The organism is Tumebacillus sp. BK434 (genome assembly GCF_004340785.1).
Taxonomy (GTDB): Bacteria; Bacillota; Bacilli; order Tumebacillales; family Tumebacillaceae; genus Tumebacillus_A.
In genome coordinates, this window is sequence record NZ_SLXS01000001.1 from 1,103,749 (window position 1) to 1,126,948 (window position 23,200).

The following is a 23,200-nucleotide window of genomic DNA, read 5'->3' on the forward strand; positions in this document are numbered from 1 at the left end:
CTCCTTGCCTCCTACACGTGTGGCACGATCAGGCGCATCAGGGACGGCGAGAGATACCCTTCCACAAACGCGGCGAGCACCATTGCGACGGCGACCGCGCCGATCAGCCCGGTGTACGAGAGGAAATTTCGATAGAGCAGCGTGCCGGTACCACCGCGCTGCTGATTGGAGAAGCGGCTTCTGACCAGCATCAGCGAAAACGAGATGCCGGCCACGCCGCAGAGGATCAGCGCCGGCACATAGATCAGATTTTGTGGCAGGATCGCAGCTGTCGCAAACAAGAGGCCCTGCCCTTTGAACTGTGACACGATCACGCCGACCGAAAAGCCGACGACAAATCCTTTGATGAAAATATAGATGACGATGACCGGCAGCCCGATGATCGACATGCCCAAGATCCAGAGCAGACCGACCGTCTTCAGAAATGACGCTGCCGAATGCCACGTGATCTCCGACGCGGTGGTGCCGGTCTGATCAAGGGAGATCGCGTTGAAGAACCCTTTTAACGATTCATTGAGCGCGGCCACCTGATCCTCGGCCAAAGCACCGACGACGATCGCGCCAAACAGCGCGCCGATCATAAACAGCACCGCTGTAAAGACAAACAAACTCAGGTGATCCCGCAGGTATAACAACGATGCTTGTTTCATTCTGCCAAACATAGCTGGCCCCTCCTCCTCCGACATGCTGATGCTTCAGTCTATGCCGGAGATGGAGAGACTATGAATCTCAAGAGAGCTGTTCTAGGAGAGAATCTTTCCGTAGATTCCGCCGCCGCCCGTGGCGATCGCCAGCTTCCCGGCCCGGGCGAGCACGATATCCCGCGCGATCTTGGCACCGACCACATCGGCGAGCTGCTCTTCCGTCGCCTGGTGCAGCACGTTCATCTCCGTTCCGAAATGGTCGAGCAGCTTGACGATCGTCCGCTTGCCGACTTTCGGGATGAACTCCAAAGGCACCTGATAGTGATAGGGCGGACGGTGCGGCGGATGCACCGGCTCTGTGCGGTCGGCGATCGAGCGGATGCGGTCGAACACGCCGCGCACGATCTTCGTGCCGCCGCAGGACGGGCAGGACAGGCTCTGGACCGCGGCGGTGTCGAGCACTTCATCGCAGGCGAGGCAAAAGGTGCGGTGATACTTGCCAAGCAGCGGGTCGAGCCCGTAGTTGGCCGTCACGCCCCGCCCGTCCTCACGCTGGAGCGCTTTTTTTACTTCATCAAAAGTCGGCTCGGCGACCCGCACGCGGTTGTACTCCCGCCCGATCTTGGCCAGCGAATGCGCATCCGAGTTGGAGACGAACGTCACGCCGCCGAGCTCCGAAAACAGGTCGGCCATCGCCGAATCGGAGGACAAGCCCAGCTCCAGCGCGGTCAAATGTTCCAGCTCCACCATGTCTGCCACGCGGGGCACGCAGTTGCCAAGCACGCTTTTGTGCGGGGTGAAGGCGTGGTTGATGATAAACATCCCGCCGAGCTCCGCGCACTTCGCCTGCAGCTCGAACGATGTGCAGCGCGCCCGCTGCGAAGACAGCACCCGGTTGGTGACCCGCTCCCCCAGCCATTCCGAAAACTCGCGCATCGTCCGGATGTCGCGCATCCAGATGCCAAAATGCGCCGCCCCGCCGTGCGGCCCCGACGTCTCCACCTCGGCGCCGAGCAACAAGGTCGTCCGGCCCAGATAGTCATAGCCGCCGCCCGGCAGTTCGGTCAGCACGCCGCTCTTCACGTAGTCTTCGATTTCATCTAAAACGGGCGGCGACACGGCGTCGATGATCCCGATGATCGCGATCCCTTTGCGGTCGGCCGCCTCGCGGATGATTTCAAAAAAGGTCAGATCTTTGCCGGCGGTGATCTTCACCGGGCGGTTGTCCTGCGTGCGCCCGATGTGAATATGTAAGTCCAGAAAATGCTCGCGCAGCTTTGCGCTCATCGTTACGCCTTGCCCTGCAGAGCGCGCTCGCGCAGCCACCAGTAGACGCAAGCCAGCGTCTTCGCGTCGTAGATCTGACCGTCGGCGACCATCTGCTGCGCTTCGTCAGCGCTCACTTCCAGCACGTCCAGGAATTCGTCATCGTCGAGGTTTTGCTGCTTCAAGGTGAGTCCTGTCGCCACATAGGCGTGCATCAGTTCGTCGGCGAAGCCCGGCGAGGTAAAGAACGAAGCGAGGTGCTTCCACTCCTTCGCCTGATAGCCGGTCTCTTCTTCCAGTTCGCGCTTCGCCGATTCCAGCGGGTTCTCGCCGCGCTCCAGCTTGCCGGCCGGCGTTTCGATCAGCACGCGCTCGGTCGGTTTGCGAAACTGTTTGACGAGCAGGATCTTTTCATCATCGGTGATCGCCAGCACCGTCACCGCCCCCGGATGCAGCACCACTTCGCGCTGCGCTTCTTTGCCGTTGGGCAGCTGCACGGTCTGGACGGTGAGGTCGATGATCTTGCCTTCGTAAATCGTTTTCGACGAGAGCGTCTTTTCTATCAAATGATCGTGAGACAACTTTTCTCCTCCTCCGTTTGGTATAACTCTTCCACTCCCGGAATAGACTGGGAACAAACGACAGGTTCGGGAGGGACAACCCGCATGGTGAAAACGTACATGACAGCAAACAGACTGCGTCTGGTCGGCAAGGCCTGGGAGATCCGCGCCGTGCTCCGCACGATCGCCGGCAACAGCAACGCCACGCTCACTCAGTTCTTATCGGCCAATAACGCTCCGGCAGAAGACCGCACGGCATGATGCCGGGGCGGTTTTTTTATCAGCCGCGCTGCCCATTCGCCGGCAGCGCCCGCCGCGAGGAAAAACGCAGGGTCTTCGGACAGCGTCCGTCCCATCGTTTTTAATGGTACTTGAAAGTGGCCGGTTGCGTCCAGTATCGACCGGCCGCTGACCCCGACGAAGCGGTGCCGCTCGGGAAGCCCGGCCTGCGTGATCTGCCGGAAGATCAGCCGGGTCTCCCCTTCGGCCAGATCGGGCAGCGGAACGGTCGCCGGAGCGAGCGCCACCCGCCCGAGCGCCGTCAGCGTGTGGTGCGACACCCCGTGGTGCCGTTCGCGGCGGTCGGCGAAAGACAAGCGCGGTACGACGACCGGGTCGCCGCCGAGCGTATGCACGGCGTTGACCGCCTGGCCGACTTCGAGGCCGGTGTGCCCGTATTTGGTGCCGGTGCCGACGATGCCCGGCCCCATCGCGACGATGATCACGTCCGCTCCGATCGCGTGGCGGGCGGCCAGCAGCCCGGAGTAGAGATTGACCGCTTCCAGATCGCCGCCGTACGCGTGTCCGACGGTGACCGTCCCGGTGAGCAGCCCGCGCTCTTTCAGCGTGCGCACCGTCTGGGAAAACGCCATCGGCAGCGCCGCGCCGTCTGTCATCACGTACGCGATGCTGCCAGACGGCCCGCCCGCTTGTTCCAATTGATGCTGCAGCGTCATCGCAACGGCCGGCACCATTGAGTGCAGTTCGCAGATCACCACCGGAACGCCTTGCAAGCTCTCCGCATCGCGGATGCGGTCATGCAGTGGGTGATCCGGCTCTTCCACCGCATGCACCGCCCGCTGCCAGGGCGTGTAGCGCAGCTTCATGATGTGGCCGGGCGTATCGAACGGCTCCGTGCCGCCCGTCCCCGCTTTTTCCAACAGGGCGGCAACAAAATGCACGCCGCCCGTGCCCAGCCCGAGCCGGACGCCGGTCGTGTTCAGCAGCACCGCATCGCCAACGTCCGGCCGCGCGCAAACGCCCGGCTCGGCAAACGCCCGCTCCTGCTGCCCGTTCACCTCGACGAGCAGTTCCCGCCCGTCTGCAGTGTCGGCGGCGACTGCGGTGATGACGCCGCGCTCGAACTGCATGTTCACGACGACTTCACCCCCGTGCGTTCAGCTGCCGTCTGAATGATGCCAATCACCAAGCGCGTGGCATCCAGCAAATCTTGCACTTTCAAGCTCTCTTCCACCGTATGGTCATTGGTTGCGCCCACACCCAAATTGACGGCTGGAATGCCTTTGGCGTTGAAGTTGTTCGTGTCACTCCCGCCTCCGCGCGGCGCCAGTTTCGGCTCCAGTCCGGCCCGGCGCACACCTTCCATCGCGAGGCGCACCACTTCGTCGTCTTCGTTCAGGTTGAAGCCTAGATAGATCTTCTGCTCTTCGAAGTCCAGCCGCGTGCCCCACTTTTCGCAGGCCAGCTCAAAGGCGCTGCGGATCTTCGCCAGCTGCTCGCTGAGCTTTTGACCGTTGCGGCTTCTGACCTCGCCGCGCACTTCGCAGCGGTCGCAGACGATGTTGGTGCGCTCGCCGCCTTGGATGATCCCGATGTTCGTCGTCGTCTCCTCATCGATGCGCCCGAGCTTCAGGCCGGAGATCGCGTCGGCCGTTACGGAGATCGCGTTTAAGCCGTCTTCCGGATTGACGCCGCTGTGTGCCGCTTTGCCATAGATGCGCGCGATAAAATCGACCTCGGTCGGCGCCATCGTGATGATCGTGTCCGGCGGCCCGCCCGAATCCATCACAAACGCATACTGCGATTTGATCTCGTCCGGCTCCAGAAACAGCGACCCGTACAGCCCGGTCTCTTCGGCGATCGTGAAGACGAACTGCAAGTCGCCGTGCCGAATGTCCTGCTCTTTCAAAAAGCGGATCGCTTCCAAAATCGCGGTAATGCCGGCCCGGTCGTCCGCGCCGAGGATCGTTTTGCCGTCCGTTTTGATCACGCCGTTTTGAATCTGCGGTGAGATCCCTTTCGCCGAGACGACCGTGTCCATGTGCGCGGTGAACATCAAGGCCGGGACGCCTTCGAGATCGCCCTTCAGATGCGCGATCACGTTGCCCGTCTTGCGCGTACGCCCGAGCATCTCGACGGTCGCTTTGTCCAACCCGTGGCTGGCGCGCTCCCCGGCGTTGTCTTCATGCACGTCCAGCCCGAATTCCTGCAAGGTGCGGAGCAGATAGTCGGCCATCGGCCGCTCTTCATGAGAAGGCGTGTCGATCTTGACCAGTTCCAAAAAGCGATCGATCACCTGTTGTTGGTTCAATTGCACGCAAATACACCCCTTTCGCCACCTAGTATGACCTTGTTTTGACAGGGATAAGCGGCCGAAGGGGAGAAGTAAGGGGCGGGAGGCGAAGCATATCATGCTGTTGCGAAGAGTATTAGCAGGTCCGATCCTCCGTCGGGCTGACCGACACGGTGTTACGATCTGGCTGGCCACCTCTCAACCGTTTTGGGTGACGGGCGAAGTGTTCCGCTTCGAAGAAGGCGACTTGACCCGTCCCCGCAAAATCGGTTCTGGCCGCGTACAGACTCTCCCGTTTGGCGATCAGCTGCATATCACACTGGTCACGATCACCCCGGTGCGGGGCGCCTTTCCCACCGATGAACTGCTGGCCTACGATCTGGAGCTCTGTCACTCGCCTGAGGAGCGCGACGGCCTGCGTTTGAAAGACCTTGGCCTGCTGCACGGGCCCGCTGCGATCACCTATGACGAGGTGCCGCTGCCGAGCTTTATCTTGCGGGAACAGCCCCCGCTGTCCTTTTTATTCGGTTCCTGCCGCAAATTGCACGGCGAGGGCGAAGACGCGCTGGCGGCGGCCGATGAAGCGATCGCAGCGACCGTTTCTGATCCTGTGCAACGACCGAGCGCTTTGTATCTGACCGGGGATCAAATCTATGCTGATGATGTGTCGGCAGCGCTACTGCCCCATTTGACGGAGCTTGGCAACACGCTGGTCGGACGGGAGGAACAGATCCCCGGCTTTGACACCTCAATGCCTGAGATCCCGGTCGGCGGCCGGGCGAAACTCGTCCGGGAGCAAGCGCATTTCACCTCCAGTCACGCCGACCATCACCTGCTCACCTTTGGCGAATATGCGGCGATGTATCTGCTGGCTTGGAACCGCGATGTGTGGCCATCCGAACTTCGTGCCGACCGTTCGGGAGTTTCCGATGAGGAAATCAAACGGCTGACGGCAGCTCGCGACCGGCTTCCTGCCGTACGGCGGGCTTTGGCGAACGTGCCGACCTACATGATCTTTGACGACCACGAGATCACAGACGACTGGAACTTGAACGACCGCTGGCAAAGCCGCGTCTTTTCCTCGCTTGCCGGGCGGCGGATCATCGCCAACGGACTCGCCGCGTATTTTGTGTTTCAAGGCTGGGGCAACGACCCGGATCGCTTCGACGACGCCTTTTTGCAGACCTTGCAGTCGCATCTGACCGGCCGGGCAGATGCTGATGCAGACCGCTCCGCCCGGGAGTATGACAAACTGCTCTGGACGCATCGCGGCTGGAGCTATACAGCACCGGGCACTCCCCTCACGCTGGTGCTCGATACGCGCACTCAGCGCGGCTATGACTCGGAGGACGGACCCTGCCGCCTGCTGTCCCGCAGCGAATTGCAGGCGCTGCCCGCCCTCTGCAAGCAGCGCGGCTTTCAGCAAGGGCACCCGATGATCATCATCTCGCCCACTCCCCTCTACGGCTACGAGGAGGCGGAATGGTGCTTGCAGCAGATCGGCAAGCTGACCGGCCCTTACGTGCCCGACGTGGAAGCGTGGCATGCCCATCCGGGCGGACGGTTTGACTTTTTGACGTTGCTCGCCGAAGAGCTCGCTCCGTCCCGTCTGCTCTTCTTATCGGGCGATGTGCACTATTCGTTTGCCGTGCAAGCTGTGTACCATGACTATCGGTTCCCAGCGCTTCCGATAGTGCAATTGACTTCTTCCGCGCAGAAGAATTCTTCGGCGATCACCGATTTTGTGGAGCTGAGCAGCAAGGCGGGACAACTGCTCCGGCAATCCTCGCGGCGCTTCGGCTGGCGCATCCCGCCCTTGCGCAACATCGCGGCGAACTTCCCTGTGCTCAGCACCGTCGCCGAAAAATTGCAGGATTATTCCCATGCCGTCTTTGGCGGTGCAGCATCGCCGGACGGCCCTTTTCTGGTCGATGATACGGAGCTGCGCAGCAGGGGGATCGAGACGGAGCCCGACTTCGAAGAACGGCGCGCCTATGTCACCCCGATGCGCGGCGACAACAACCTCGGTCTGGTGCATGTGTCCGAAGCAGCGCTTGAGATCGAACTCCGGCTGCTCTTCCCGAAAAAAGGCAGGCTCCGCAGCAAGGATGCTCTTATCAAAAACGCCATCAACTGGTAAGCTTGAGCTGGATATCAGAATTTAGAACGGAGTGGAGGAAGCGTGATGACCACAACACCTTTCCGCGTCGGCGTGATCGGCCTTGGCGCGATTGGCGAACGATTGATTCAGGGATTTACGAGAAACGGGGAGCTTCGCGTCGCAGCAGTTGCCGATGTGCGCGAAGACCTCGCCATGCAAAAAGCGCAGGAGTTGGGCGGCATTCCGTGGTTTACCGACTACAAAACCATGTTGCAGGATGTGGATCTCGACCTCGTCTACATCGCCGTGCCGCCCAAGTACCATCACCGCATCGCGCTCGACGTGCTGGCGGCAGGCAAACACCTTTTCTGCGAAAAACCGCTCGCCAACTCGCTGCAAGAAGCGAAAGAAATGATGGAAGCGGCCCTACAAGCCGGGGTGATCACCGCGATCAACTTCCCGCTGCCTTATGCCCCCTCGACCGTCAAGATGCGCCGCCTGATCGCAGATGGCTATCTGGGCACGCTGCGCCGCCTGGAGATCCAGACGCATTTTCCGCAGTGGCCCCGCGGCTGGCAGCAAAATGACTGGGTGGGCGGCCGCGAACAGGGCGGTTTCGTGATGGAGACGGGCGCGCATTGGATTCATTTCATCCAAACGCTGTTCGGCCCGGTGCAGGTGATCAGCAAAACGCTGGAGTTTCCGGCCGACGAGACGCTTGCCGAAACGGGCATTCTGGCCAAACTCGAACTGGCAGACGGCACGCCGATTCTCTACGACGGCCTCTCGCAGATCGCCGGCACGGAGCGTGTCGCGTTTACTTTGTACGGCGCAGACGGGACGCTCGGCATGACCGAATGGTCTCGGCTGCACGGCGGACGCGTCGGCGAAGCGGTCGAACCGCTGCTCTTCGAAGACGAACCGCACAAAACGGTGATCGAGAACCTCGTGCTCGCCTTGAAAGGCGAACCGTCCGAATTATATGACTTCCGCTCCGGCTATGAAGTGCAGCAGATTCTGGAGTCGCTGCGCAACCCGGAAGAATAGAAAAAGAGATTCCGACCACAAGCTGACGTCGCCGCGAAGCGCACGTCAGCTTTTTCTGTTGGGAATAAATCTCAACCTTTGCGTGGAAACTAACCCCGACGAAGCTGAGATCGGGGTGAGCTGCAGATGGGGCTACGGCATCCAAGGGCACGTTAACGCTTTTCCAAGTGGCGATGGTGTACATGATGTCAACCGGACTGCTCAACCATGTCACGCTGATTCGCGTGCTGGTGGAAAAAGCTGGCCGTGATGCATGGCTGGGCGGACTCGCCGCTTTAGGGTTCACACTGGTGTGGATCTTTTTACTTGTGTTTATCGTGCGCCGGATGCGGGGAGTCCATCTAGCGCAATGGCTGCAGAAAACGACGGGACGGGCTGTGGCATATGGCCTGCTCGCGTTCATGTCCGCCTTGCTATTTGTCAACGCAGTGAGTACGCTGTTCGAACTGCTGCAGTGGACGAAAGGTATTTATATGATTAATACGCCGTTGCTCGTACTGGGGTCTTCCCTGTTGCTCATCTGCTTATACAGCGCCTACCATGGGATCTATTCGGTGCGCAAGACCACTTCTCTCTTGCTCCCATTTGTCATGCTGTTTGGTTTTTTTGTCGCCTTTGCCAACAGCGGCAACAAAGAAGCGGCCATGCTCACCCCTATCCTTGCGCAGGGCCTGGGTCCGGTTGGGAACGCGGCGTTTTTTGAAATGGCGGGATTTGGCGAGCTGTTCTGGATTCTGTTATTGCAGCATCGGCTGCAACAAATCGGCTCACTGACCAAAGGGCTGTCTATCTTGTCCGTGATCCTGTTTGGACTGACCGTCGGACCGCTGATCGGAGCCATCATGGAATTTGGACCGAACGGAACGGCAGAACTTCGCTTTCCACCCTATGAAGAATGGCGTCTGGTAAAGCTCGGCGACTACGTGGAACACACCGACTTTTTGTCGATCTATCAGTGGATCACAGGAGCGTACGTGCGATTGTCATTTCATTTTTATCTCATTCTTGAGCTGTTTCGCCTGACGGAACAAAAAACCAAAAAAGTTCGTGGCTGGCTGCTCATCAGCTTGGGAACCGGTGCGCTCTTGATCTGCGTACTCCCGGTCAGCGATCCTCAATACTTGCATCTGTTGACAGCGTACGTATTGCCCGGCATGGTATTTAGCTTTCTCGGCCTGTCGGTCATGCTCGGTGGCGTTGCCCTATTTGCGAAGAAGGAGATGCCGCAACGTGATGAGGAAGAAAAACATACTAAAGCTGTTTGAAGGCTGCCCCGACGTGATCGTGCGCACGATTCGAGCCGGATCGGGAGGGATGACAGAAGAGCTCGACTTGATCTATTGTGAGAATTTGTGCGACATCAAGCGGATCGATGACATCATCATCCCTCGTATGCTTCAAATCCTTGAAGAGTTTGGATTCCAAGCAACACCGGCAGGCGAAACGTCTCTCTTTTCGCTTGTCCAGATCGAATGGGATGAAGATCTGGCCGAACAGAAAGTGTTTAACGGAAGCCTGCTGCTTTTTCACGTGCAGTCCGGCCAGCTTTATGAACTGCCCGTCCCCAAACGGCCCAAACGGAATGTGGAAGAAACGAACACCGAGGTGTCGATTCGCGGACCGCGCGACGGGTTCATTGAAGATTTGCAAACCAATATTGCCCTGATTCGCAAGCGCTTGCGGACAACTTCGCTGACCTACGAGACGTTTCATCTTGGAAAAAGGACCAAGACACCCGTGGTTCTCATGTATGTCACCGACATGACACGGGATGACGTGCTCGGCCAAGTGCGGGAGAGAATCAAACAAATTGATATCGACGTACTCCCCAGTCTGGAAGCGCTTGGGAGAATGGTCAGCAATTCCTCCTACCGCTTTTTTCCCGTGTTCGTCTATTCGGGCCGACCTGATTTTGCTGCCGACTCGCTGATGAATGGCCGCTTCGTCATCCTGATGGATGGTGAACCGACCTGCATGATCGCGCCTGTCGACTTGCTGTTTGTCTTGAAGACGGCTGAAGACAGCCGGGTCGCCCCCGTCTTCGTGATGTTCGAGCGATTAATTCGGCTGTTCGGCTTGTTCTTTGCCATCTATCTGCCCGCTTTTTGGACGGCGATGGTGGTGCACCATCAGGATCAGATTCCCTTCCGCATGCTGGCCACACTAACGATCGCCCGGCAGGGAGTTCCTTTACCCGCCGGTATGGAATCCTTCCTCATGCTCTTCCTCTTTGAACTGTTTCGGGAAGCTGGCGCGCGGATGCCAAAAGTAGTGGGGCAAACGCTCTCGGTAGTAGGCGGCCTGATCATCGGCGATGCAGCGATCTCCGCCGGACTTGCCTCCCCTGCGCAGGTCGTCGTCGTCGCCACTTCGGTCGTCGCCACTTCGACGCTGGTTCACCACTCTCTGACCGGCACAGCCGTGCTGATTCGCTTGATGGCGCTGTTCGTCAGCTCGGTGCTGGGCATCTACGGTGTTGTGCTCTTTGCTATCGGCATGTTGATCGTCTTGGCCAATCTCGAATACTTCGGTGTGCCGTATCTTTCTTCGTTCAACTACAGCAGCCCGCGTCAGCTGTTCGGTGCACTCCTCTTTCTTCCTCGGCACGAAATGCGGACGCGTCCCAAGAATCTTCAGGTCAAAGATGAAACGGCAGGAGGCGATAATGAATGAAGCGAGTCCACAGGTTCCGCTGCTGGTGGCCGGGGCTGCTCGCGGTCCTGCTTGTCGGCTGCTGGGATGCCAAAGAGCTGGAGCAGGTCATCTACATCAATGCTCTCGGATTTGACTACCAAAAAGACGTCTATTCTGCCTATGCGCAAGTGATCAATTTTGCCAATCTGGGCAAGACCACCACCGGCACCAGAACCCCGGAAGAAGTCTGGGTCGGTCGGGGTTACGGCCACACGGTCGACTCTTCGACCGATAACTTATTCCTGACGGTCCAGCAGCGCATTTCATGGGCGCATATCAAAGGCGTTCTGCTCAGTGAAAGGGTGTTGCAACACGGGCGCTATGATCAATTGTTTGACGCCTATGTGCGGTATCCGGAAATTCGCTTTGAGCAGTCCCTGTTTGCCACGCGCGACTCGATCGAGCAGGTGCTGACCGCCACACCGCTCCTGCACATCTCGTCGCTGTATACCCGTTTCATCAATCCCCATGATACCTACAATCAAAATTCGGACGTCGCTCCGATCAGTTTGCGTGAATTTATCAAGCGGCTGGAAGAGCCGTCATGCACGATTGTCCTGCCCTACCTCAAAGTCAATGACACGCGATGGCGGAGAAATATGAAAGATCATCGGGTGATGGAAGCGGATGGAGTTGGATTTATTAAAAACAAAAAATACAAAGGAACGCTGGAGCCGGATCAAGTCAAAGGACTGCGCTGGGTGCAAAAGGAATCGATCCGCTCAACCGTCTGTCTGTTTGAAGGCAAAAAAGCGGTCGCATCGCTCTCCCTGATCAAACCCGACAGGAAAACCACCTTTCGTATGCAAGACGGCAAGCCGCGTTTCACCGTCACGATCAAGGCAGCGGGCAAACTCGTCGAATCTCTGGAGTATAAAAGTGAGCATCAACTGACCGCACTGGCGGCACAGCAGGTTGAAAAAGAAGTGCGCGAGCTCTTTCTGGAAGGAGTGAAGATGCAAACCGATGTGCTGGGTTTAGAAGAGACGCTGTATCGAGCCGAGCCGAAGCTCTGGCAGCGGCTCACGCAAGGTCAAGACCTTGTTCTGGAGAAGCAGACACTCGAAAAGATTGACGTGAAAGTGAGCCTGCGGGGTACCGGGAAATTGCAGATGAAAACGAACTTATAACGAAAAACCCCTTCTGGCAGACGGCGCTGCTAGAAGGGGTTTGTTGCAATGGCGAAACGTCTAGGCCGGAATCAGCACTTCAAACATGTCGCCGTGCTGGAGGATCGTGACGTTCTGCCGTTTGATTTTCAGCACGGCCACGTCCAATCTGACACGCATCTCATCCACATATTCTTCCTCCACCTGTCCGCCGCCGCTGACCTTGACTCCTTCGAGTTCGGTCTCTTGGCCTTCGGAAAGGTTGAGGTTCTCAAGTCCGGCATACAGGTCGGAAAAGACCTCGATATTTTTCGTATACACCTTGAGTACGTTCATTGCCATGACGATCAAGCACCTTCCTTTCGATCTTCCTACAGTCTGCCCAACGATTGCCCTGAGCCATACCCGCTACATGGCAGCCGCTTCCTTCTTCTTTTCGGCGCCGCGCATCGAAATTCCTACAGAGAGCAGAATCAAGAGACTGCCGACCAGAAACGACGGTGTCAATTGCTCATCGAGCAACAGCCAGCCGAGGAACGTGCCGAAGATCGGCTGGACAAAGAAAAACAAGGCGGCCGTGCCTGCCTCCATCAGCTCAAACCCTTTCGCCCACAGGAAAAAGGCGACGGCGGTTGAGACGATAGCGAGGAACAGAATGCCCATGACGACCAGCGGGTCGCCGAACGGCAGCGAAAAGCCTTCCCGCGCGACTTCCCCGACTGCCAGCGGCAGCGTAAACAGCACGCCAAACACGGTCGCCCAGAAAGTGACGGTCAGCGCTGAGTAGCGCTCGGTCAGCGCCTTGCCAAGCACCGAGTACAGCCCCCAGGTGACCGCAGCGATGACGAGAAAGAGGTTGCCGAGCAGGTTGCTGCCGCCGGCCTCACCATGGTCGGTGCCGATGACGATCAGCACGCCGAGCGTGGCGGTGAGCAGGGCGCCGATTTTTTGGAAGGACAGCTTTTCTTTCAGCAACAGCCAGGCGAACAAAGCGATGCAGACCGGGGAGGCCGACGTGATCACCGCGCCCATGTGAGCGGTGGACAGATGCGTCCCGATAAACTGTGTCGAAATCGAGATCGTATAGCCGACCAGCCCGTAGCGGGCGATCTTGCCCCAGTCTCCCTGCTGCACCTTCTCGCCTCCGCTGATCCGAAGCGCCAGCCAGAGCACGAGCGCCGCGATCACAAAACGCACGACAACCAGTGTCAAAGCCGGCACGAAGGCGAGCACGTATTTCGATACCACATAGGTGCCGCCCCAGATCGCGGCAGCACCCGCCAAACAGAGCGCTCCGATCAGCCGCTGCATCTCAGCCGATCTTCGTGCCGTTTTGCACAGGGTGGTCGAGGTTCAACAATACGACATCCCCTTCCGGCAGCACGCCTCCCATGACCAGCACTTCCGAGGACCATCCGGCGATCCGGCGAGGCGGAAAGTTCACGACCGCGACCACTTGGCGGCCGACCATCTCCTCCGGCGTATAGCGGACGGTGATCTGCGCCGAGGAACGCTTGATCCCGATCTCTTCGCCAAAATCGATCTCCATCTTGATCGCCGGCACCCGCGCTTCCGGAAACGCTTCCGCCTTCAGGACGGTGCCGACGCGCAGGTCCAGCTGTTGAAAATCATCATAGGTTGCCATACTTCTTCCCCCATTTGCGGAACAGGAACCCATCTCCCTGTCAGCACGTATACTGTGACAACTCTCCTTATCTTACCACAAGTGAATGGGTGATCACGATGAATCCATGGAAGAGGTTTTGGAAACCGCTGACCGGACGGTGCCCGTACTGCAGTGTCAAACTGCTCAGCACACCGTCAGAAACGGGCTTTGGCGGTCGCTATCGGGCCTGCCCGAACCAGCATTATGTGGAAGAAACGGTGCCGGCGGCCGATACGGTGCTCGTCTATGAATTAAACGGCGCCGTGATTGACCATCCCGTTTTTACCGTGATAGAACCCCGCAAGCCCATTAAATAAAACAGGGACAGAGTGTCGGCTCGGCATCCTGTCTTTTTGCAAACTTCGAGGCTTGGTCAGCGTTGACGCCAAGGGTGCGGATGCGCGAAGATAGATGGGAGGAGGAGATGGGATGGTCATCGAGATCTGCGAGACAAACGAGTCTGCCAAACTGATCAAACAGTTGCGCATCACATTTCCCGATGCGGACGTAATGGTCTATTCCTGCCTGAATCGCTGCGCCGGCTGTTTCCTCTGCTACTTCGCCATCCTCGACGGCGTGCTGATCGAAGCGTTTTCCGCCGAACAGCTGCTGCATCAGATCATCCTTGGGCTGCAGTCTGCCAAAGGCAATTGATACAAAAGCACCTGTCTAGCGACAGGTGCTTTTGCATTTGCTATAGCGATTATTCAAATGTAAAGCGGGCGACCTCGCGGTTCAGCTCTTCGGCGAGCAGCGCGAGCTCCTGCATCGATTCGGCGAGCGCGGCCAGCGTCGCTTCCTGCTCTTCGATCGCCGCCGCCACTTCCTGGCTCGAAGCGGCAGTCTGTTCGGAGACGGCCGCGATCGACTGGAATTCCGCTTCGACGCCGCTCGTCTCGTCGGCCGCCGCGTTGGTCAAACGGTGTACCTCATTGATCTCGCGGGTGACTTCGTCGAGCGTCGTACCGACGATCTGGAACGCCTGCTCCGACTTCTCGACGGCAAGTCTGCCGGCGGCGACGACAGTCAGGCCCTGCTGCATCGCCGCGATGTTCACGTCGACCTGTTCGCGCATGCCGCGGATCAGCGATGCGATCTCTTGGGCCGCTTTCCCCGATTGCTCGGCGAGCTTGCGCACCTCATCGGCGACGACCGCAAACCCTTTGCCCTGCTCCCCGGCGCGCGCCGCTTCGATGGCGGCGTTCAGCGCCAGCAGGTTGGTCTGGCCGGCGATTCCGCCGATCAGATCGACGATATGGCCGATCTTTTGCGACTGTTCGCCTAGCAGGTTCATCGTCGCTGCCGTCTGCTCCACCTGCGCCTGGATCGAGTCCATCTCGACGCGGGTCTGGACCATCGTGCGGCGGCCGGCCCCGGTCGCTTCTTCGACCTCGTCGGCCAATTCGCTCAGCCCGGCTGCGCGCGTTTGAATCTGCTCCAGCGACCCGAGCGCGGTGCGCATGCGGTCGTTGGCGCGCTGCAGCGCATCGTTTTGCGCATCCGATCCGGTGGCGACCGCATCGATCGCCTGCGTAACCTGCCCGGCTGCGGCCGACGCCTCTTCACTGCCTTGCGACAGCGACTCGGTCAAACCGGCAACGCGGGCGGCTGTCGCTTTGGCGGTGGCGAGCAGTTCGCCGATGTTCTGAATCATCCCGTTGTAGTGATCATGTAGTTGCTTGAGTTCGCCTGACGCCTTCACCTTGTCGGCCGGTGTCAGATGACCGCCTGCCGCGCGCTGCAATCCGTTCCTCACCGCCGTCATCGGTCGCACGATCGAGTTCGTGCTGAAGATGGCAGTCAAGATGGCGAGGACGATGACGATAAGACCGAGCCCCAGCGTGTCGAGCGCGCTCTCCTGCTGGGCGGCGACGATCGCCTCGCGCGACTTGGCGATGCGCAGTACGCCGAGCGTTTTGAAATTGTCATAATCGGTGAGCGGCAGGTACACCAAATCGTACGGGACCCCGTTCACTTCCCCTTGCGTGCGGTACGGCTGCTGTTGATTCATCACGCTCTCGATCAGCGCGGTGTCTGTCAACCCGGCCTGCTCACCCGGAATGGTGGAGACCAGCAGCTCTTGATCCACTGCGCTGTAGATGCCGATTTCACCGTCAACCATGCGTTTCAACCGCTCCGCGAAGTCGAGGTTGGTGCTGAAGCCGGCCATTACCGACCCGCGGACAACATTTCCATCCTTGATCGGTGCGACGCCGCGCACGGTCAGGCCGGTGCTGTCCTCGTCAACCGAAGCGACGGGAATCCCTTTCATGAGCGAAATGGATACGACCGGATCGTGGTATTTGTTATCACCAAATTTCTGCGGATTGTGGCCGCGGTATTTGACGACGCCAATCCCGTTGCCAACTTCGAGCACCGAAATGCCCTTCTGCTGCAAGACTTCGAACAGCGGGTCGATCATCTTGGCGATCTTCGCGCGATCTTCCGCATCGACGGCAGCGATCAGCTCCTTGTTCAGCGCCGCCTGTTCAGCCAGCATCATCGCAGAGCGCTTTTGTGACTCGATCATCTGCACCGTCGTCTCTTCCGCCGCCCGCACTGCCGATTCTTGCATCGATTCCAGCGCCTGCGACGAGACGAAGTTATTGACGCTGCCCATGATGATCATTGGAAGTAGTGCCATACCCAGCAGCATGCCAAACGTCTTCGTTCTCAATTTCAAAGCCTTCCCCAATCCTTTCTTTCCCTGTCTAATGTTACAATTTGACGAAATGTGTCGATTTACCTGTTTAACCAACAAAAAACACCGTCTATTCCGATTTAGGAAAGACGGTGCCGGTAGGAAAAAGTTCGCTTAGACCGCTTGTGTCACGGCGATGAACAGTTTGGCTGCCGTTTCGAGATCATCGAGCATGATGAACTCTTCGACGGTATGAATTTTTTGATAACCGATCGCCAAGTTGACCGTCGGGATGTTCCGGCCGTTCAGCACGTTTGCGTCCGAACCGCCGCCGGAGGACATCGTGCTCGGCTCGATGTCCAGCATTCTGATCGCTTTGAACGCCGTTTGCACCACTTCTGCGCTTTCTTCGTGGCGCAGGTTGTGGTACAGCTTGTTGACCGTCACTTCTGCCGTGGTGTTAAAATCGGCTGCGGTCGCTTCGAACGTCTCTTTCATGTGTGCGATCTGCACATCAAGTTCGGCCGGATCGAGCGAGCGCGCTTCCGCTTTGATCTCCACGCGGTCGCAGACGACGTTGGTCGCTTCGCCGCCGTGGAAGGAGCCGATGTTCGCAGTGGTGTTTTCGTTGATGCGGCCAAGCTTCATGCGGGAGATGGCAGCCGATGCGACCTTGATCGCCGAGATGCCCGCTTCCGGGTTGACGCCGGCATGTGCCAGGCGGCCGTTGATCACGATGTCAAGACGCGCCTGCGACGGAGACTTCGTCACCACTTTGCCGATCGGGCCGTTGGAGTCGAACGCAAAGCCCATATCGACATGCGGAAGCTTGCTCCAGTCCGCATGGCGGGAACCGAGCAGACCGGTCTCTTCGGAGACGGTCAGGAACAGCACGATGTTGCCGTGGCTGAGGTTCTGCTCTTTCAACGCGCGCACCATCTCCAGGATGCCGGCGATGCCAGCTTTGTCATCAGCGCCGAGGATCGTCGTGCCGTCGGACGTGATACGGTCTTCGAGCAATTGCGGCTTGATGCCTTTGCCCGGAGCAACCGTGTCGAGGTGGCAAGTGAAGAGGATCGTTTTTTTCGACGGGTCGCCTTTGATCGTGCAGATCAGGTTGCCCGCATTGCCGTCGATGCGCTCGCCGGCGTTGTCTTCCACCACTTCCACGCCCTGCTCTTTCAGCTTCGCGGTCACCGCGTCTGCCATGTTCCGCTCATCGCGGGACAGGGAGTCGATTTGCACCAGTTCCATAAACTCTTGGATCAGTCGTTCACGATTCACTTGGATCATTTGGAATTCCTGCCTTTCCGGAAATATGTGGCGTTGGGGAATTTCTCAGTATGGATCTCATCACGCTGCTCGCGGTAGCCGGAGCGCGCCTGCAAAGCAGCTTCCTCCGTCTGCAGACGCGTGCCGAGCGTCATCTCGCGGGCGGCGCGGCGCCACGGAGACACATCGCGCGGCCCGCGGATGAACGTCACGTCAAATCGGTCCTGTGCCATGGACTTCCTCCTACAGCGGAATGTTCCCGTGCTTCTTCGGCGGACGGGTCTCGCGCTTGTTGCGAAGGATCTCCAGCGCCTCTTTCAGCTTCTGACGCGTTTCGCGCGGGTCGATCACGTCGTCAACCATGCCCAGCGACGCCGCTACATAGGGGTTGGCGAACTTTTCTTTGTACTCGGCAATCTTCTGCGCGCGTGTTTCGGTCGGGTTCTCACTGTCGGCGATCTCTTTGGCGAACACGATGTTCGCCGCGCCTTCCGCGCCCATGACAGCGACTTCCCCGGTCGGCCAGGAGTAGACGAGGTCGGCGCCGATCGCTTTCGAGTTCAGCGCCACGTACGCACCGCCGAACGCTTTGCGCAGGATGATCGTGATCTTCGGCACGGTCGCTTCCGAGTAGGCGTAGAGGATCTTCGCGCCGTGGCGGATGATGCCGCGGTGCTCCTGCATGACGCCCGGGATGAAGCCAGTCACGTCTTCGAACGTGATCAGCGGGATGTTAAAGCAGTCGCAGAAGCGGATGAAGCGGGAGATCTTGTCGGACGAATCGATGTCGAGGCCGCCGGCCATAAACTTCGGCTGGTTGGCGATGATGCCGACCGGATGGCCTTCGATGCGGGCGAGGCCGATCACGGCGTTTTTCGCGAAGTTCGGCTGCACTTCCATGAAATCGCCGTTGTCGACGACGCGGGTGATCACGTCGCGCACGTCGTACGCTTTGGTCGCTTCAACCGGCACGACTTCTAGCATTTCTTCGCAGTAGCCGTCATCCGGCTTGGCGAAGATGCGCGGCGGCTCTTCCATGTTGTTCTGCGGCAAGAAAGACATCAGGCGGCGCACATCGTTCAGGACTTCTTCTTCCGTCTTAGCGGTAAAATGCGCCACGCCGGACACGCTGGACTGCACGCGCGCACCGCCGAGGTTGTCGGCGGAGATGTTCTCGCCGGTCACCGTCTCGATGACTTTCGGGCCGGTGATAAACATCTGCGAAGTGCCTTCGACCATGAAGATGAAGTCGGTGATCGCCGGCGAATACACCGCGCCGCCCGCGCACGGCCCCATGATCACGGAGATCTGCGGGATGACGCCGGAGTAGATCGAATTGCGGTAGAAGATGTGGCCGTAGCCGTCGAGGGACTGGACCCCTTCTTGAATCCGCGCGCCGCCGGAGTCGTTCAAGCCGATCACCGGCGCACCGTTTTTCGCGGCCAGATCCATCATCTTGGCGATCTTCAGCGCGTGCATCTCGCCGAGCGCCCCGCCAAAGACGGTAAAGTCTTGCGCAAAGACGTAGACGATGCGGCCGTTGATCTTGCCCCAGCCGGTGACGACGCCTTCGCCCGGACCTTCCGCATCCGCCATGCCGAAGTGGGTGGCGCGGTGTTCGATAAAGGGATTCAGCTCGCGAAACGATCCTTCGTCGAGCAGAATCTCCAAGCGCTCGCGGGCGGTCAGCTTGCCTTTGTCATGCTGTGCCGCGATCCGCTTGTCGCCGCCGCCCAGTTCAATCTTGCGGCGGCGGTCATGCAGTTCCATCAGCTTCTTCTCCACTTACTTCTCCTCCGTCTCCTCGATCTTCTGGCAAAACTCGGTCAGGACGCCGTGCGTGTCTTTCGGATGCACGAAGCCGATCAGCTTCCCATGACCGCCCTGGCGCGGCTGTTCGTCGATCAGGCGCAGACCTTGTGCTTTCGCATGGTCGAGCGCCGCTTGCACATCTTCAACCGCATAGGCGACATGGTGAATCCCCGGTCCTTTTTTCTCCATGTATTTGGCGATCGGCGACTCTGGAGAAGTCGGTTCGAGCAGTTCCACACAGCTCTCCCCGACTTCCAGGAAAATCGCGCGCACCATCTGGTCGGCGATGATCTCCTCGTGGATCACCTTCAAACCAATTCCGCCCGTATACAAAGGCAGCGTCTCTTCAATCGAGCGCACAGCGATACCCAGATGGTCGATTTTGTAAGGAACGAACGTCATCTCGCTTACCCCCGCTCTTTCACGTTGGCGCGGATGTAGTCGGACATCGCGGTGAGCGGAGTGCCCGGCGTGAACACTTCAGCAACGCCTGCTGTCTTCAGCGCCGGAATGTCCTCATCCGGAATGACGCCGCCGCCGATGATCAGCACGTCGTTCGCCCCTTGCTCCTTCATCAGGCGCACCACTTCCGGGAACAGGTGCATGTGCGCGCCCGACAGCGAGGACAGGCCGATCACATCGACGTCCTCTTGGATCGCCGATGCGGCGATCTGCTGCGGCGTCTGGCGCAGGCCGGTGTAGATGACTTCCATCCCCGCGTCGCGCAGCGCCTTGGCGACGACCAGCGCCCCGCGGTCATGACCGTCGAGGCCCGGCTTGGCAACAAGTACACGGATTTTTGTTTCAGACATGATGTGCTCCTCCTCTTACCACTGTGCTGGCTGGTATTCGCCAAACACGTCGCGCATGACGTTGCAGATTTCGCCAAGCGTTGCGTACGCCTTGACCGCGTCCACGATGAACGGCATCAGGTTGTCGGTGCCTTGGGCGGCCAGCTTCAGCGCGGCCAACTTCGCCTCGACCAAGTCGTTGTCGCGGGTCTTGCGCAGCTCGGCAAGGCGCTCGTTTTGGATGCGCTCCAGCTCCGGGTTGATCTTTTGCAGTTCCGGCTTCGGCTCGTTCTCGAGGCGGAACTTGTTGACGCCGACGACGACCGCCGAGCCGTCTTCGATCGCCATCTGCGCCTGGTAGGCAGCATTTTGGATCTCGCGCTGCATGTAGCCTTGCTCGATCGCTTTGACCGCCCCGCCCATCTCGTCGATCTTCGCGATGTACTCCAGCGCCTGGCGTTCGATCTCATCGGTCAGCGATTCGATGTAGAAGGAGCCGGCCAGCGGGTCGATCGTGTCGGCCACGCCGCTTTCATAGGCGATGATCTGCTGGGTGCGCAGTGCGATGCGCGCCGACTCTTCGGTCGGCAGCGCCAGCGCCTCATCTTTGGAGTTGGTGTGCAGGGACTGCGTTCCGCCGAGCACCGCAGCCAACGCCTGCATCGTGACGCGGACGATGTTGTTGTCCGGCTGCTGGGCGGTCAAGGTCGAACCGCCGGTCTGCGTATGGAAGCGCAACTGCCACGACTTGGGATCTTTCGCGGCGAAGCGCTCCTTCATGATGCGCGACCAGATGCGACGCGCGGCGCGGAACTTGGCGACCTCTTCGAGGAAGTTGTTGTGCGCGTTAAAGAAGAACGACAGGCGTGGCGCAAAGCGGTCCACGTCGAGACCGGCCTTCACCGCCGCTTCGACATAGGCGATCGCGTTGGAGAGGGTGAACGCCACTTCCTGCACCGCGGTGGAGCCGGCTTCGCGGATGTGATAGCCGGAGATGGAGATCGTGTTCCAGTTCGGCACATGCTCCGCGCAGTAGCCAAAGATGTCGGTGATCAGGCGCATCGACGCTGCCGGCGGGTAGATGTAGGTGCCGCGGGCGACGTACTCTTTCAAAATGTCGTTCTGAATCGTGCCGGACACCTTGTCGGAGGACACGCCTTGCTTTTCCGCGACTGCGATGTACATCGCGAGCAGCACGGACGCCGGCGCGTTGATCGTCATCGAAGTCGAGACTTTATCGAGCGCGATGCCGCTTAGCAGCGTCTCCATATCTTTCAGCGAGGAGATCGCTACGCCGACCTTCCCCACTTCGCCTTTCGCCATCATGTCGTCCGAGTCGTAGCCGATCTGCGTCGGCAGGTCGAAGGCGGTGGACAGGCCGGTCTGGCCGTTTTCGAGCAAATATTTGAATCGCAGGTTCGTTTCCTCAGCGGAGCCGAAACCGGAGTATTGGCGCATCGTCCAAAAGCGGGAGCGGTACATCGTCGGCTGCACCCCGCGGGTATACGGGTATTCGCCCGGGAAGCCGAGCTTCTCCATGTAATCTCCCTGCACGTCCTCCGCCGTATACAGGCGCTTTACCTCGATGGTCTCGGAAGACGTGTTAAACGTTTCACGGCGTTCCGGAAAACGGGATGCTGCTTTGTCCGCTTTCGCCGCCCAGTCATGCAGTCTTTGCTTAAAGTCTGACATTGAATCAAACCCTCCTACCAGAGTAGTGCTTCTATGTGTTAGATAAATGCTGTCACCACGAGTAAAAAGAATGGCACATACGGCTTATTATACCATACAACCGCTTTCAGAAAGGGCAAATCGGTGAATGAATACTCATTTTTCGCATAGAAAAAACTGACAAGTCCCGATCGGAAAACTTGTCAGTTTTATAAGGAAGCGTTACAGGCGCATCAGACCCATCGCGTCTTTCACGCGGTTGACCGTCTGTTCGGCGATCGTGCGGGCGCGCTCGGCGCTGGCGGCGAGAATCTTGTCCAGCTCTGCCGGATCGCTCAGCTCGTTGTAGCGCTTTTGGATCGTGCCGAGCTTGTCGGTCATCACTTCGACGAGGTCTTTTTTCAGGTTGCCATAGCCTTGACCCTGATAGCGGGCGACGATCGCGTCGACCGGCTCGCCGGCAAACAGCGAGTAGATCGTCAGCAGGTTGGAAACGCCCGGCTTGTTGTCTTCGTCAAAGCGGATCTCATTTTCGGTATCGGTCACGGCGCGCATGATCTTTTTCTTGAACACGGCCGGATCTTCGAGAATCGCGATGCGCGAACCTTCGTTCTCCGCCGATTTGGACATCTTCTTCGTCGGCTCGTCCAGCGCCATGATCCGCGCGCCAAACTCCTGAATATGCGGCTCCGGCAGCACAAACGTGTCGCCAAAGCGGCCGTTGAAGCGCGTTGCGATGTCGCGGGTCAGCTCGATGTGCTGCTTCTGGTCGTCGCCGACCGGCACATGCGTCGTGTCGTAAAGCAGGATGTCGGCCGCCATCAGCACCGGATACGTATACAGGCCGACGTGCACCGACTGCTTCCCTTCCGACTTGTCCTTGTACTGGGTCATGCGGTTCAGTTCACCCATATAAGAGGCGCATTGCAGAATCCAGCCCAGTTCCGCGTGCTCTTTGACATGCGACTGGATAAAGACGGTCGCCTGGGCCGGGTCGACCCCGCACGCCAGATAGAGCTGGGCGATCTCCCGCGAGCGCTTGCGCAGCTCGGCCGGGTCTTGCGGGACGGTGATCGCATGCAGGTCGACGACACAGTAGAAAGCTTCCGCCTCATTTTGCATCTCCACAAACTGCTTGATCGCGCCCAAATAGTTGCCGATCGTCAGGTTGCCTGACGGTTGTACACCGGAAAATACTCGTTTCAAACAAAACGGCCCCTCTCATTTCTGTCTCTCCTGATTTTAGCATAACTTGGATGTGGAAAAAACCTGCACCGAAATTTACAGATACTACCTGAACAGTACATCATTGGATAAAGTGTTCTATGCCAAGATAAAAGGCTATTAAAATTAACGGGTCATTAAGTTGACGAAGGATAAGGATAGAAGTATA

23 protein-coding genes and 1 pseudogene are annotated in these 23,200 nt (G+C 58.8%); 8 read left to right on the plus strand and 16 right to left on the minus strand.

Translation table 11 applies throughout. The features are described from left to right. Positions 1-11: 11 nt before the first annotated feature. From spoIIM to EV586_RS03850, 3 genes are all read right to left on the minus strand, one after another. The gene (gene spoIIM / locus EV586_RS03840; protein WP_165898212.1) at positions 12-662 is read right to left on the minus strand and encodes a stage II sporulation protein M; all 651 of its coding nucleotides are present in this window, start codon (positions 660-662) and stop codon (positions 12-14) included. Between the two features lie 81 nt (positions 663-743). After that, a complete protein-coding gene (locus EV586_RS03845; RefSeq protein WP_132943726.1) occupies positions 744-1,931 on the minus strand; it encodes an endonuclease Q family protein in 1,188 nt (395 codons plus the stop codon). Positions 1,932-1,933: 2 nt separating this feature from the next. Continuing rightward, on the minus strand, positions 1,934-2,491 hold the full coding sequence (locus EV586_RS03850; RefSeq protein ID WP_132943727.1) for an NUDIX domain-containing protein: 558 nt from the start codon (positions 2,489-2,491) through the stop codon (positions 1,934-1,936). Between the two features lie 84 nt (positions 2,492-2,575). On the opposite strand from EV586_RS03850, the gene mciZ reads away from it, so the two are divergent. Then, positions 2,576-2,731, plus strand: coding sequence for a Z-ring formation inhibitor MciZ (gene mciZ, locus EV586_RS20980; RefSeq protein ID WP_165898213.1), 156 nt, complete (start codon positions 2,576-2,578; stop codon positions 2,729-2,731). Here mciZ and EV586_RS03860 read toward each other — a convergent pair. Further along, positions 2,683-3,840 carry a DUF3866 family protein gene (locus tag EV586_RS03860; RefSeq protein WP_132943873.1) on the minus strand — a complete coding sequence of 386 codons (1,158 nt, stop codon included), beginning with the start codon at positions 3,838-3,840 and terminating at the stop codon, positions 2,683-2,685. The genes mciZ and EV586_RS03860 overlap by 49 nt on opposite strands. Positions 3,841-3,842: 2 nt before the next feature. Beyond that, a complete protein-coding gene (locus EV586_RS03865; protein WP_165898214.1) occupies positions 3,843-5,027 on the minus strand; it encodes a M20/M25/M40 family metallo-hydrolase in 1,185 nt (394 codons plus the stop codon). A 94-nt stretch (positions 5,028-5,121) separates the two neighbouring features. Between EV586_RS03865 and EV586_RS03870 the strand changes: the two genes are divergently transcribed. The 5 genes and pseudogenes from EV586_RS03870 (at position 5,122) to EV586_RS03890 (ending at position 11,975) form a co-directional block, all read left to right on the plus strand. Then, the gene (locus EV586_RS03870) at positions 5,122-7,143 is read left to right on the plus strand and encodes a metallophosphoesterase family protein (RefSeq protein ID WP_132943730.1); all 2,022 of its coding nucleotides are present in this window, start codon (positions 5,122-5,124) and stop codon (positions 7,141-7,143) included. A 45-nt stretch (positions 7,144-7,188) separates the two neighbouring features. After that, positions 7,189-8,151, plus strand: coding sequence for a Gfo/Idh/MocA family protein (locus tag EV586_RS03875; RefSeq protein WP_132943731.1), 963 nt, complete (start codon positions 7,189-7,191; stop codon positions 8,149-8,151). 164 nt (positions 8,152-8,315) lie between these two features. Beyond that, positions 8,316-9,416, plus strand: a pseudogene (locus EV586_RS03880) (endospore germination permease); the annotation flags it as partial. Further along, on the plus strand, positions 9,385-10,824 hold the full coding sequence (locus EV586_RS03885; protein ID WP_243652929.1) for a spore germination protein: 1,440 nt from the start codon (positions 9,385-9,387) through the stop codon (positions 10,822-10,824). The pseudogene EV586_RS03880 and the gene EV586_RS03885, both read left to right, overlap by 32 nt. Next, entirely contained in the window at positions 10,821-11,975 is a 1,155-nt protein-coding gene (locus tag EV586_RS03890) for a Ger(x)C family spore germination protein (protein ID WP_132943734.1), read from the plus strand. The genes EV586_RS03885 and EV586_RS03890 overlap by 4 nt, the downstream gene beginning before the upstream one ends. A 60-nt stretch (positions 11,976-12,035) precedes the next feature. Here EV586_RS03890 and EV586_RS03895 read toward each other — a convergent pair whose 3' ends face one another. The 3 genes from EV586_RS03895 to csaA all read right to left on the minus strand — a co-directional run bounded on the left by EV586_RS03895 (position 12,036) and on the right by csaA (position 13,599). After that, complete coding sequence (locus EV586_RS03895; RefSeq protein WP_132943735.1) at positions 12,036-12,296, minus strand: NAD/NADP transhydrogenase alpha subunit; 261 nt, start codon at positions 12,294-12,296, stop codon at positions 12,036-12,038. Between the two features lie 66 nt (positions 12,297-12,362). Next, positions 12,363-13,265, minus strand: a complete 903-nt coding sequence (locus tag EV586_RS03900) for a DMT family transporter (protein ID WP_132943736.1) — start codon at positions 13,263-13,265, stop codon at positions 12,363-12,365. Between the two features lies 1 nt (position 13,266). Beyond that, positions 13,267-13,599: a chaperone CsaA gene (gene csaA, locus EV586_RS03905; protein WP_132943737.1), complete on the minus strand. Its 333-nt coding sequence runs from the start codon at positions 13,597-13,599 to the stop codon at positions 13,267-13,269. Positions 13,600-13,697: 98 nt separating this feature from the next. Here csaA and EV586_RS03910 point away from each other — a divergent pair, with 98 nt between their 5' ends. Both EV586_RS03910 and EV586_RS03915 read left to right on the plus strand, forming a co-directional pair. Further along, positions 13,698-13,937 (plus strand): hypothetical protein, encoded by a 240-nt coding sequence (locus EV586_RS03910; RefSeq protein WP_132943738.1) that lies wholly within the window; start codon positions 13,698-13,700, stop codon positions 13,935-13,937. Between the two features lie 112 nt (positions 13,938-14,049). Beyond that, positions 14,050-14,274 (plus strand): DUF1450 domain-containing protein, encoded by a 225-nt coding sequence (locus EV586_RS03915; RefSeq protein WP_165898216.1) that lies wholly within the window; start codon positions 14,050-14,052, stop codon positions 14,272-14,274. Between the two features lie 49 nt (positions 14,275-14,323). On the opposite strand, the gene EV586_RS03920 is transcribed toward EV586_RS03915, so the two are convergent. The 8 genes from EV586_RS03920 to trpS form a co-directional block, all read right to left on the minus strand. Further along, entirely contained in the window at positions 14,324-16,297 is a 1,974-nt protein-coding gene (locus EV586_RS03920; RefSeq protein ID WP_132943740.1) for a methyl-accepting chemotaxis protein, read from the minus strand. Between the two features lie 138 nt (positions 16,298-16,435). Next, on the minus strand, positions 16,436-17,554 hold the full coding sequence (locus tag EV586_RS03925) for a M20/M25/M40 family metallo-hydrolase (RefSeq protein WP_132943741.1): 1,119 nt from the start codon (positions 17,552-17,554) through the stop codon (positions 16,436-16,438). Next, the gene (locus EV586_RS03930; protein WP_132943742.1) at positions 17,551-17,766 is read right to left on the minus strand and encodes a hypothetical protein; all 216 of its coding nucleotides are present in this window, start codon (positions 17,764-17,766) and stop codon (positions 17,551-17,553) included. The genes EV586_RS03925 and EV586_RS03930 overlap by 4 nt, the downstream gene beginning before the upstream one ends. A gap of 10 nt (positions 17,767-17,776) precedes the next feature. Next, positions 17,777-19,303 carry an acyl-CoA carboxylase subunit beta gene (locus EV586_RS03935; RefSeq protein ID WP_132943874.1) on the minus strand — a complete coding sequence of 509 codons (1,527 nt, stop codon included), beginning with the start codon at positions 19,301-19,303 and terminating at the stop codon, positions 17,777-17,779. 15 nt (positions 19,304-19,318) lie between these two features. Next, positions 19,319-19,747 carry a methylmalonyl-CoA epimerase gene (mce, locus tag EV586_RS03940; RefSeq protein WP_132943743.1) on the minus strand — a complete coding sequence of 143 codons (429 nt, stop codon included), beginning with the start codon at positions 19,745-19,747 and terminating at the stop codon, positions 19,319-19,321. 5 nt (positions 19,748-19,752) lie between these two features. After that, positions 19,753-20,157 carry a cobalamin B12-binding domain-containing protein gene (locus tag EV586_RS03945; protein ID WP_132943744.1) on the minus strand — a complete coding sequence of 135 codons (405 nt, stop codon included), beginning with the start codon at positions 20,155-20,157 and terminating at the stop codon, positions 19,753-19,755. A gap of 15 nt (positions 20,158-20,172) precedes the next feature. Beyond that, positions 20,173-21,828, minus strand: coding sequence for an acyl-CoA mutase large subunit family protein (locus EV586_RS03950; RefSeq protein ID WP_132943745.1), 1,656 nt, complete (start codon positions 21,826-21,828; stop codon positions 20,173-20,175). Positions 21,829-22,029: 201 nt separating this feature from the next. Next, on the minus strand, positions 22,030-23,013 hold the full coding sequence (gene trpS / locus EV586_RS03955) for a tryptophan--tRNA ligase (protein ID WP_132943746.1): 984 nt from the start codon (positions 23,011-23,013) through the stop codon (positions 22,030-22,032). Positions 23,014-23,200 lie beyond the last annotated feature (187 nt).

What these genes read in the sequence shown, in the direction of transcription:
- spoIIM (WP_165898212.1), bottom strand. Translation starts at nt 662, where the DNA reads ATGTTTGGCAGAATGAAACAAGCATCGTTGTTATACCTGCGGGATCAC.
- EV586_RS03845 (WP_132943726.1), bottom strand. Translation starts at nt 1,931, where the DNA reads ATGAGCGCAAAGCTGCGCGAGCATTTTCTGGACTTACATATTCACATC.
- mciZ (WP_165898213.1), top strand. Translation starts at nt 2,576, where the DNA reads ATGGTGAAAACGTACATGACAGCAAACAGACTGCGTCTGGTCGGCAAG.
- EV586_RS03860 (WP_132943873.1), bottom strand. Translation starts at nt 3,840, where the DNA reads ATGCAGTTCGAGCGCGGCGTCATCACCGCAGTCGCCGCCGACACTGCA.
- EV586_RS03870 (WP_132943730.1), top strand. Translation starts at nt 5,122, where the DNA reads ATGCTGTTGCGAAGAGTATTAGCAGGTCCGATCCTCCGTCGGGCTGAC.
- EV586_RS03875 (WP_132943731.1), top strand. Translation starts at nt 7,189, where the DNA reads ATGACCACAACACCTTTCCGCGTCGGCGTGATCGGCCTTGGCGCGATT.
- EV586_RS03885 (WP_243652929.1), top strand. Translation starts at nt 9,385, where the DNA reads ATGAGGAAGAAAAACATACTAAAGCTGTTTGAAGGCTGCCCCGACGTG.
- EV586_RS03890 (WP_132943734.1), top strand. Translation starts at nt 10,821, where the DNA reads ATGAAGCGAGTCCACAGGTTCCGCTGCTGGTGGCCGGGGCTGCTCGCG.
- EV586_RS03895 (WP_132943735.1), bottom strand. Translation starts at nt 12,296, where the DNA reads ATGGCAATGAACGTACTCAAGGTGTATACGAAAAATATCGAGGTCTTT.
- EV586_RS03900 (WP_132943736.1), bottom strand. Translation starts at nt 13,265, where the DNA reads ATGCAGCGGCTGATCGGAGCGCTCTGTTTGGCGGGTGCTGCCGCGATC.
- csaA (WP_132943737.1), bottom strand. Translation starts at nt 13,599, where the DNA reads ATGGCAACCTATGATGATTTTCAACAGCTGGACCTGCGCGTCGGCACC.
- EV586_RS03910 (WP_132943738.1), top strand. Translation starts at nt 13,698, where the DNA reads ATGAATCCATGGAAGAGGTTTTGGAAACCGCTGACCGGACGGTGCCCG.
- EV586_RS03915 (WP_165898216.1), top strand. Translation starts at nt 14,050, where the DNA reads ATGGTCATCGAGATCTGCGAGACAAACGAGTCTGCCAAACTGATCAAA.
- EV586_RS03925 (WP_132943741.1), bottom strand. Translation starts at nt 17,554, where the DNA reads ATGATCCAAGTGAATCGTGAACGACTGATCCAAGAGTTTATGGAACTG.
- EV586_RS03930 (WP_132943742.1), bottom strand. Translation starts at nt 17,766, where the DNA reads ATGGCACAGGACCGATTTGACGTGACGTTCATCCGCGGGCCGCGCGAT.
- EV586_RS03935 (WP_132943874.1), bottom strand. Translation starts at nt 19,303, where the DNA reads ATGGAACTGCATGACCGCCGCCGCAAGATTGAACTGGGCGGCGGCGAC.
- mce (WP_132943743.1), bottom strand. Translation starts at nt 19,747, where the DNA reads ATGACGTTCGTTCCTTACAAAATCGACCATCTGGGTATCGCTGTGCGC.
- EV586_RS03945 (WP_132943744.1), bottom strand. Translation starts at nt 20,157, where the DNA reads ATGTCTGAAACAAAAATCCGTGTACTTGTTGCCAAGCCGGGCCTCGAC.
- EV586_RS03950 (WP_132943745.1), bottom strand. Translation starts at nt 21,828, where the DNA reads ATGTCAGACTTTAAGCAAAGACTGCATGACTGGGCGGCGAAAGCGGAC.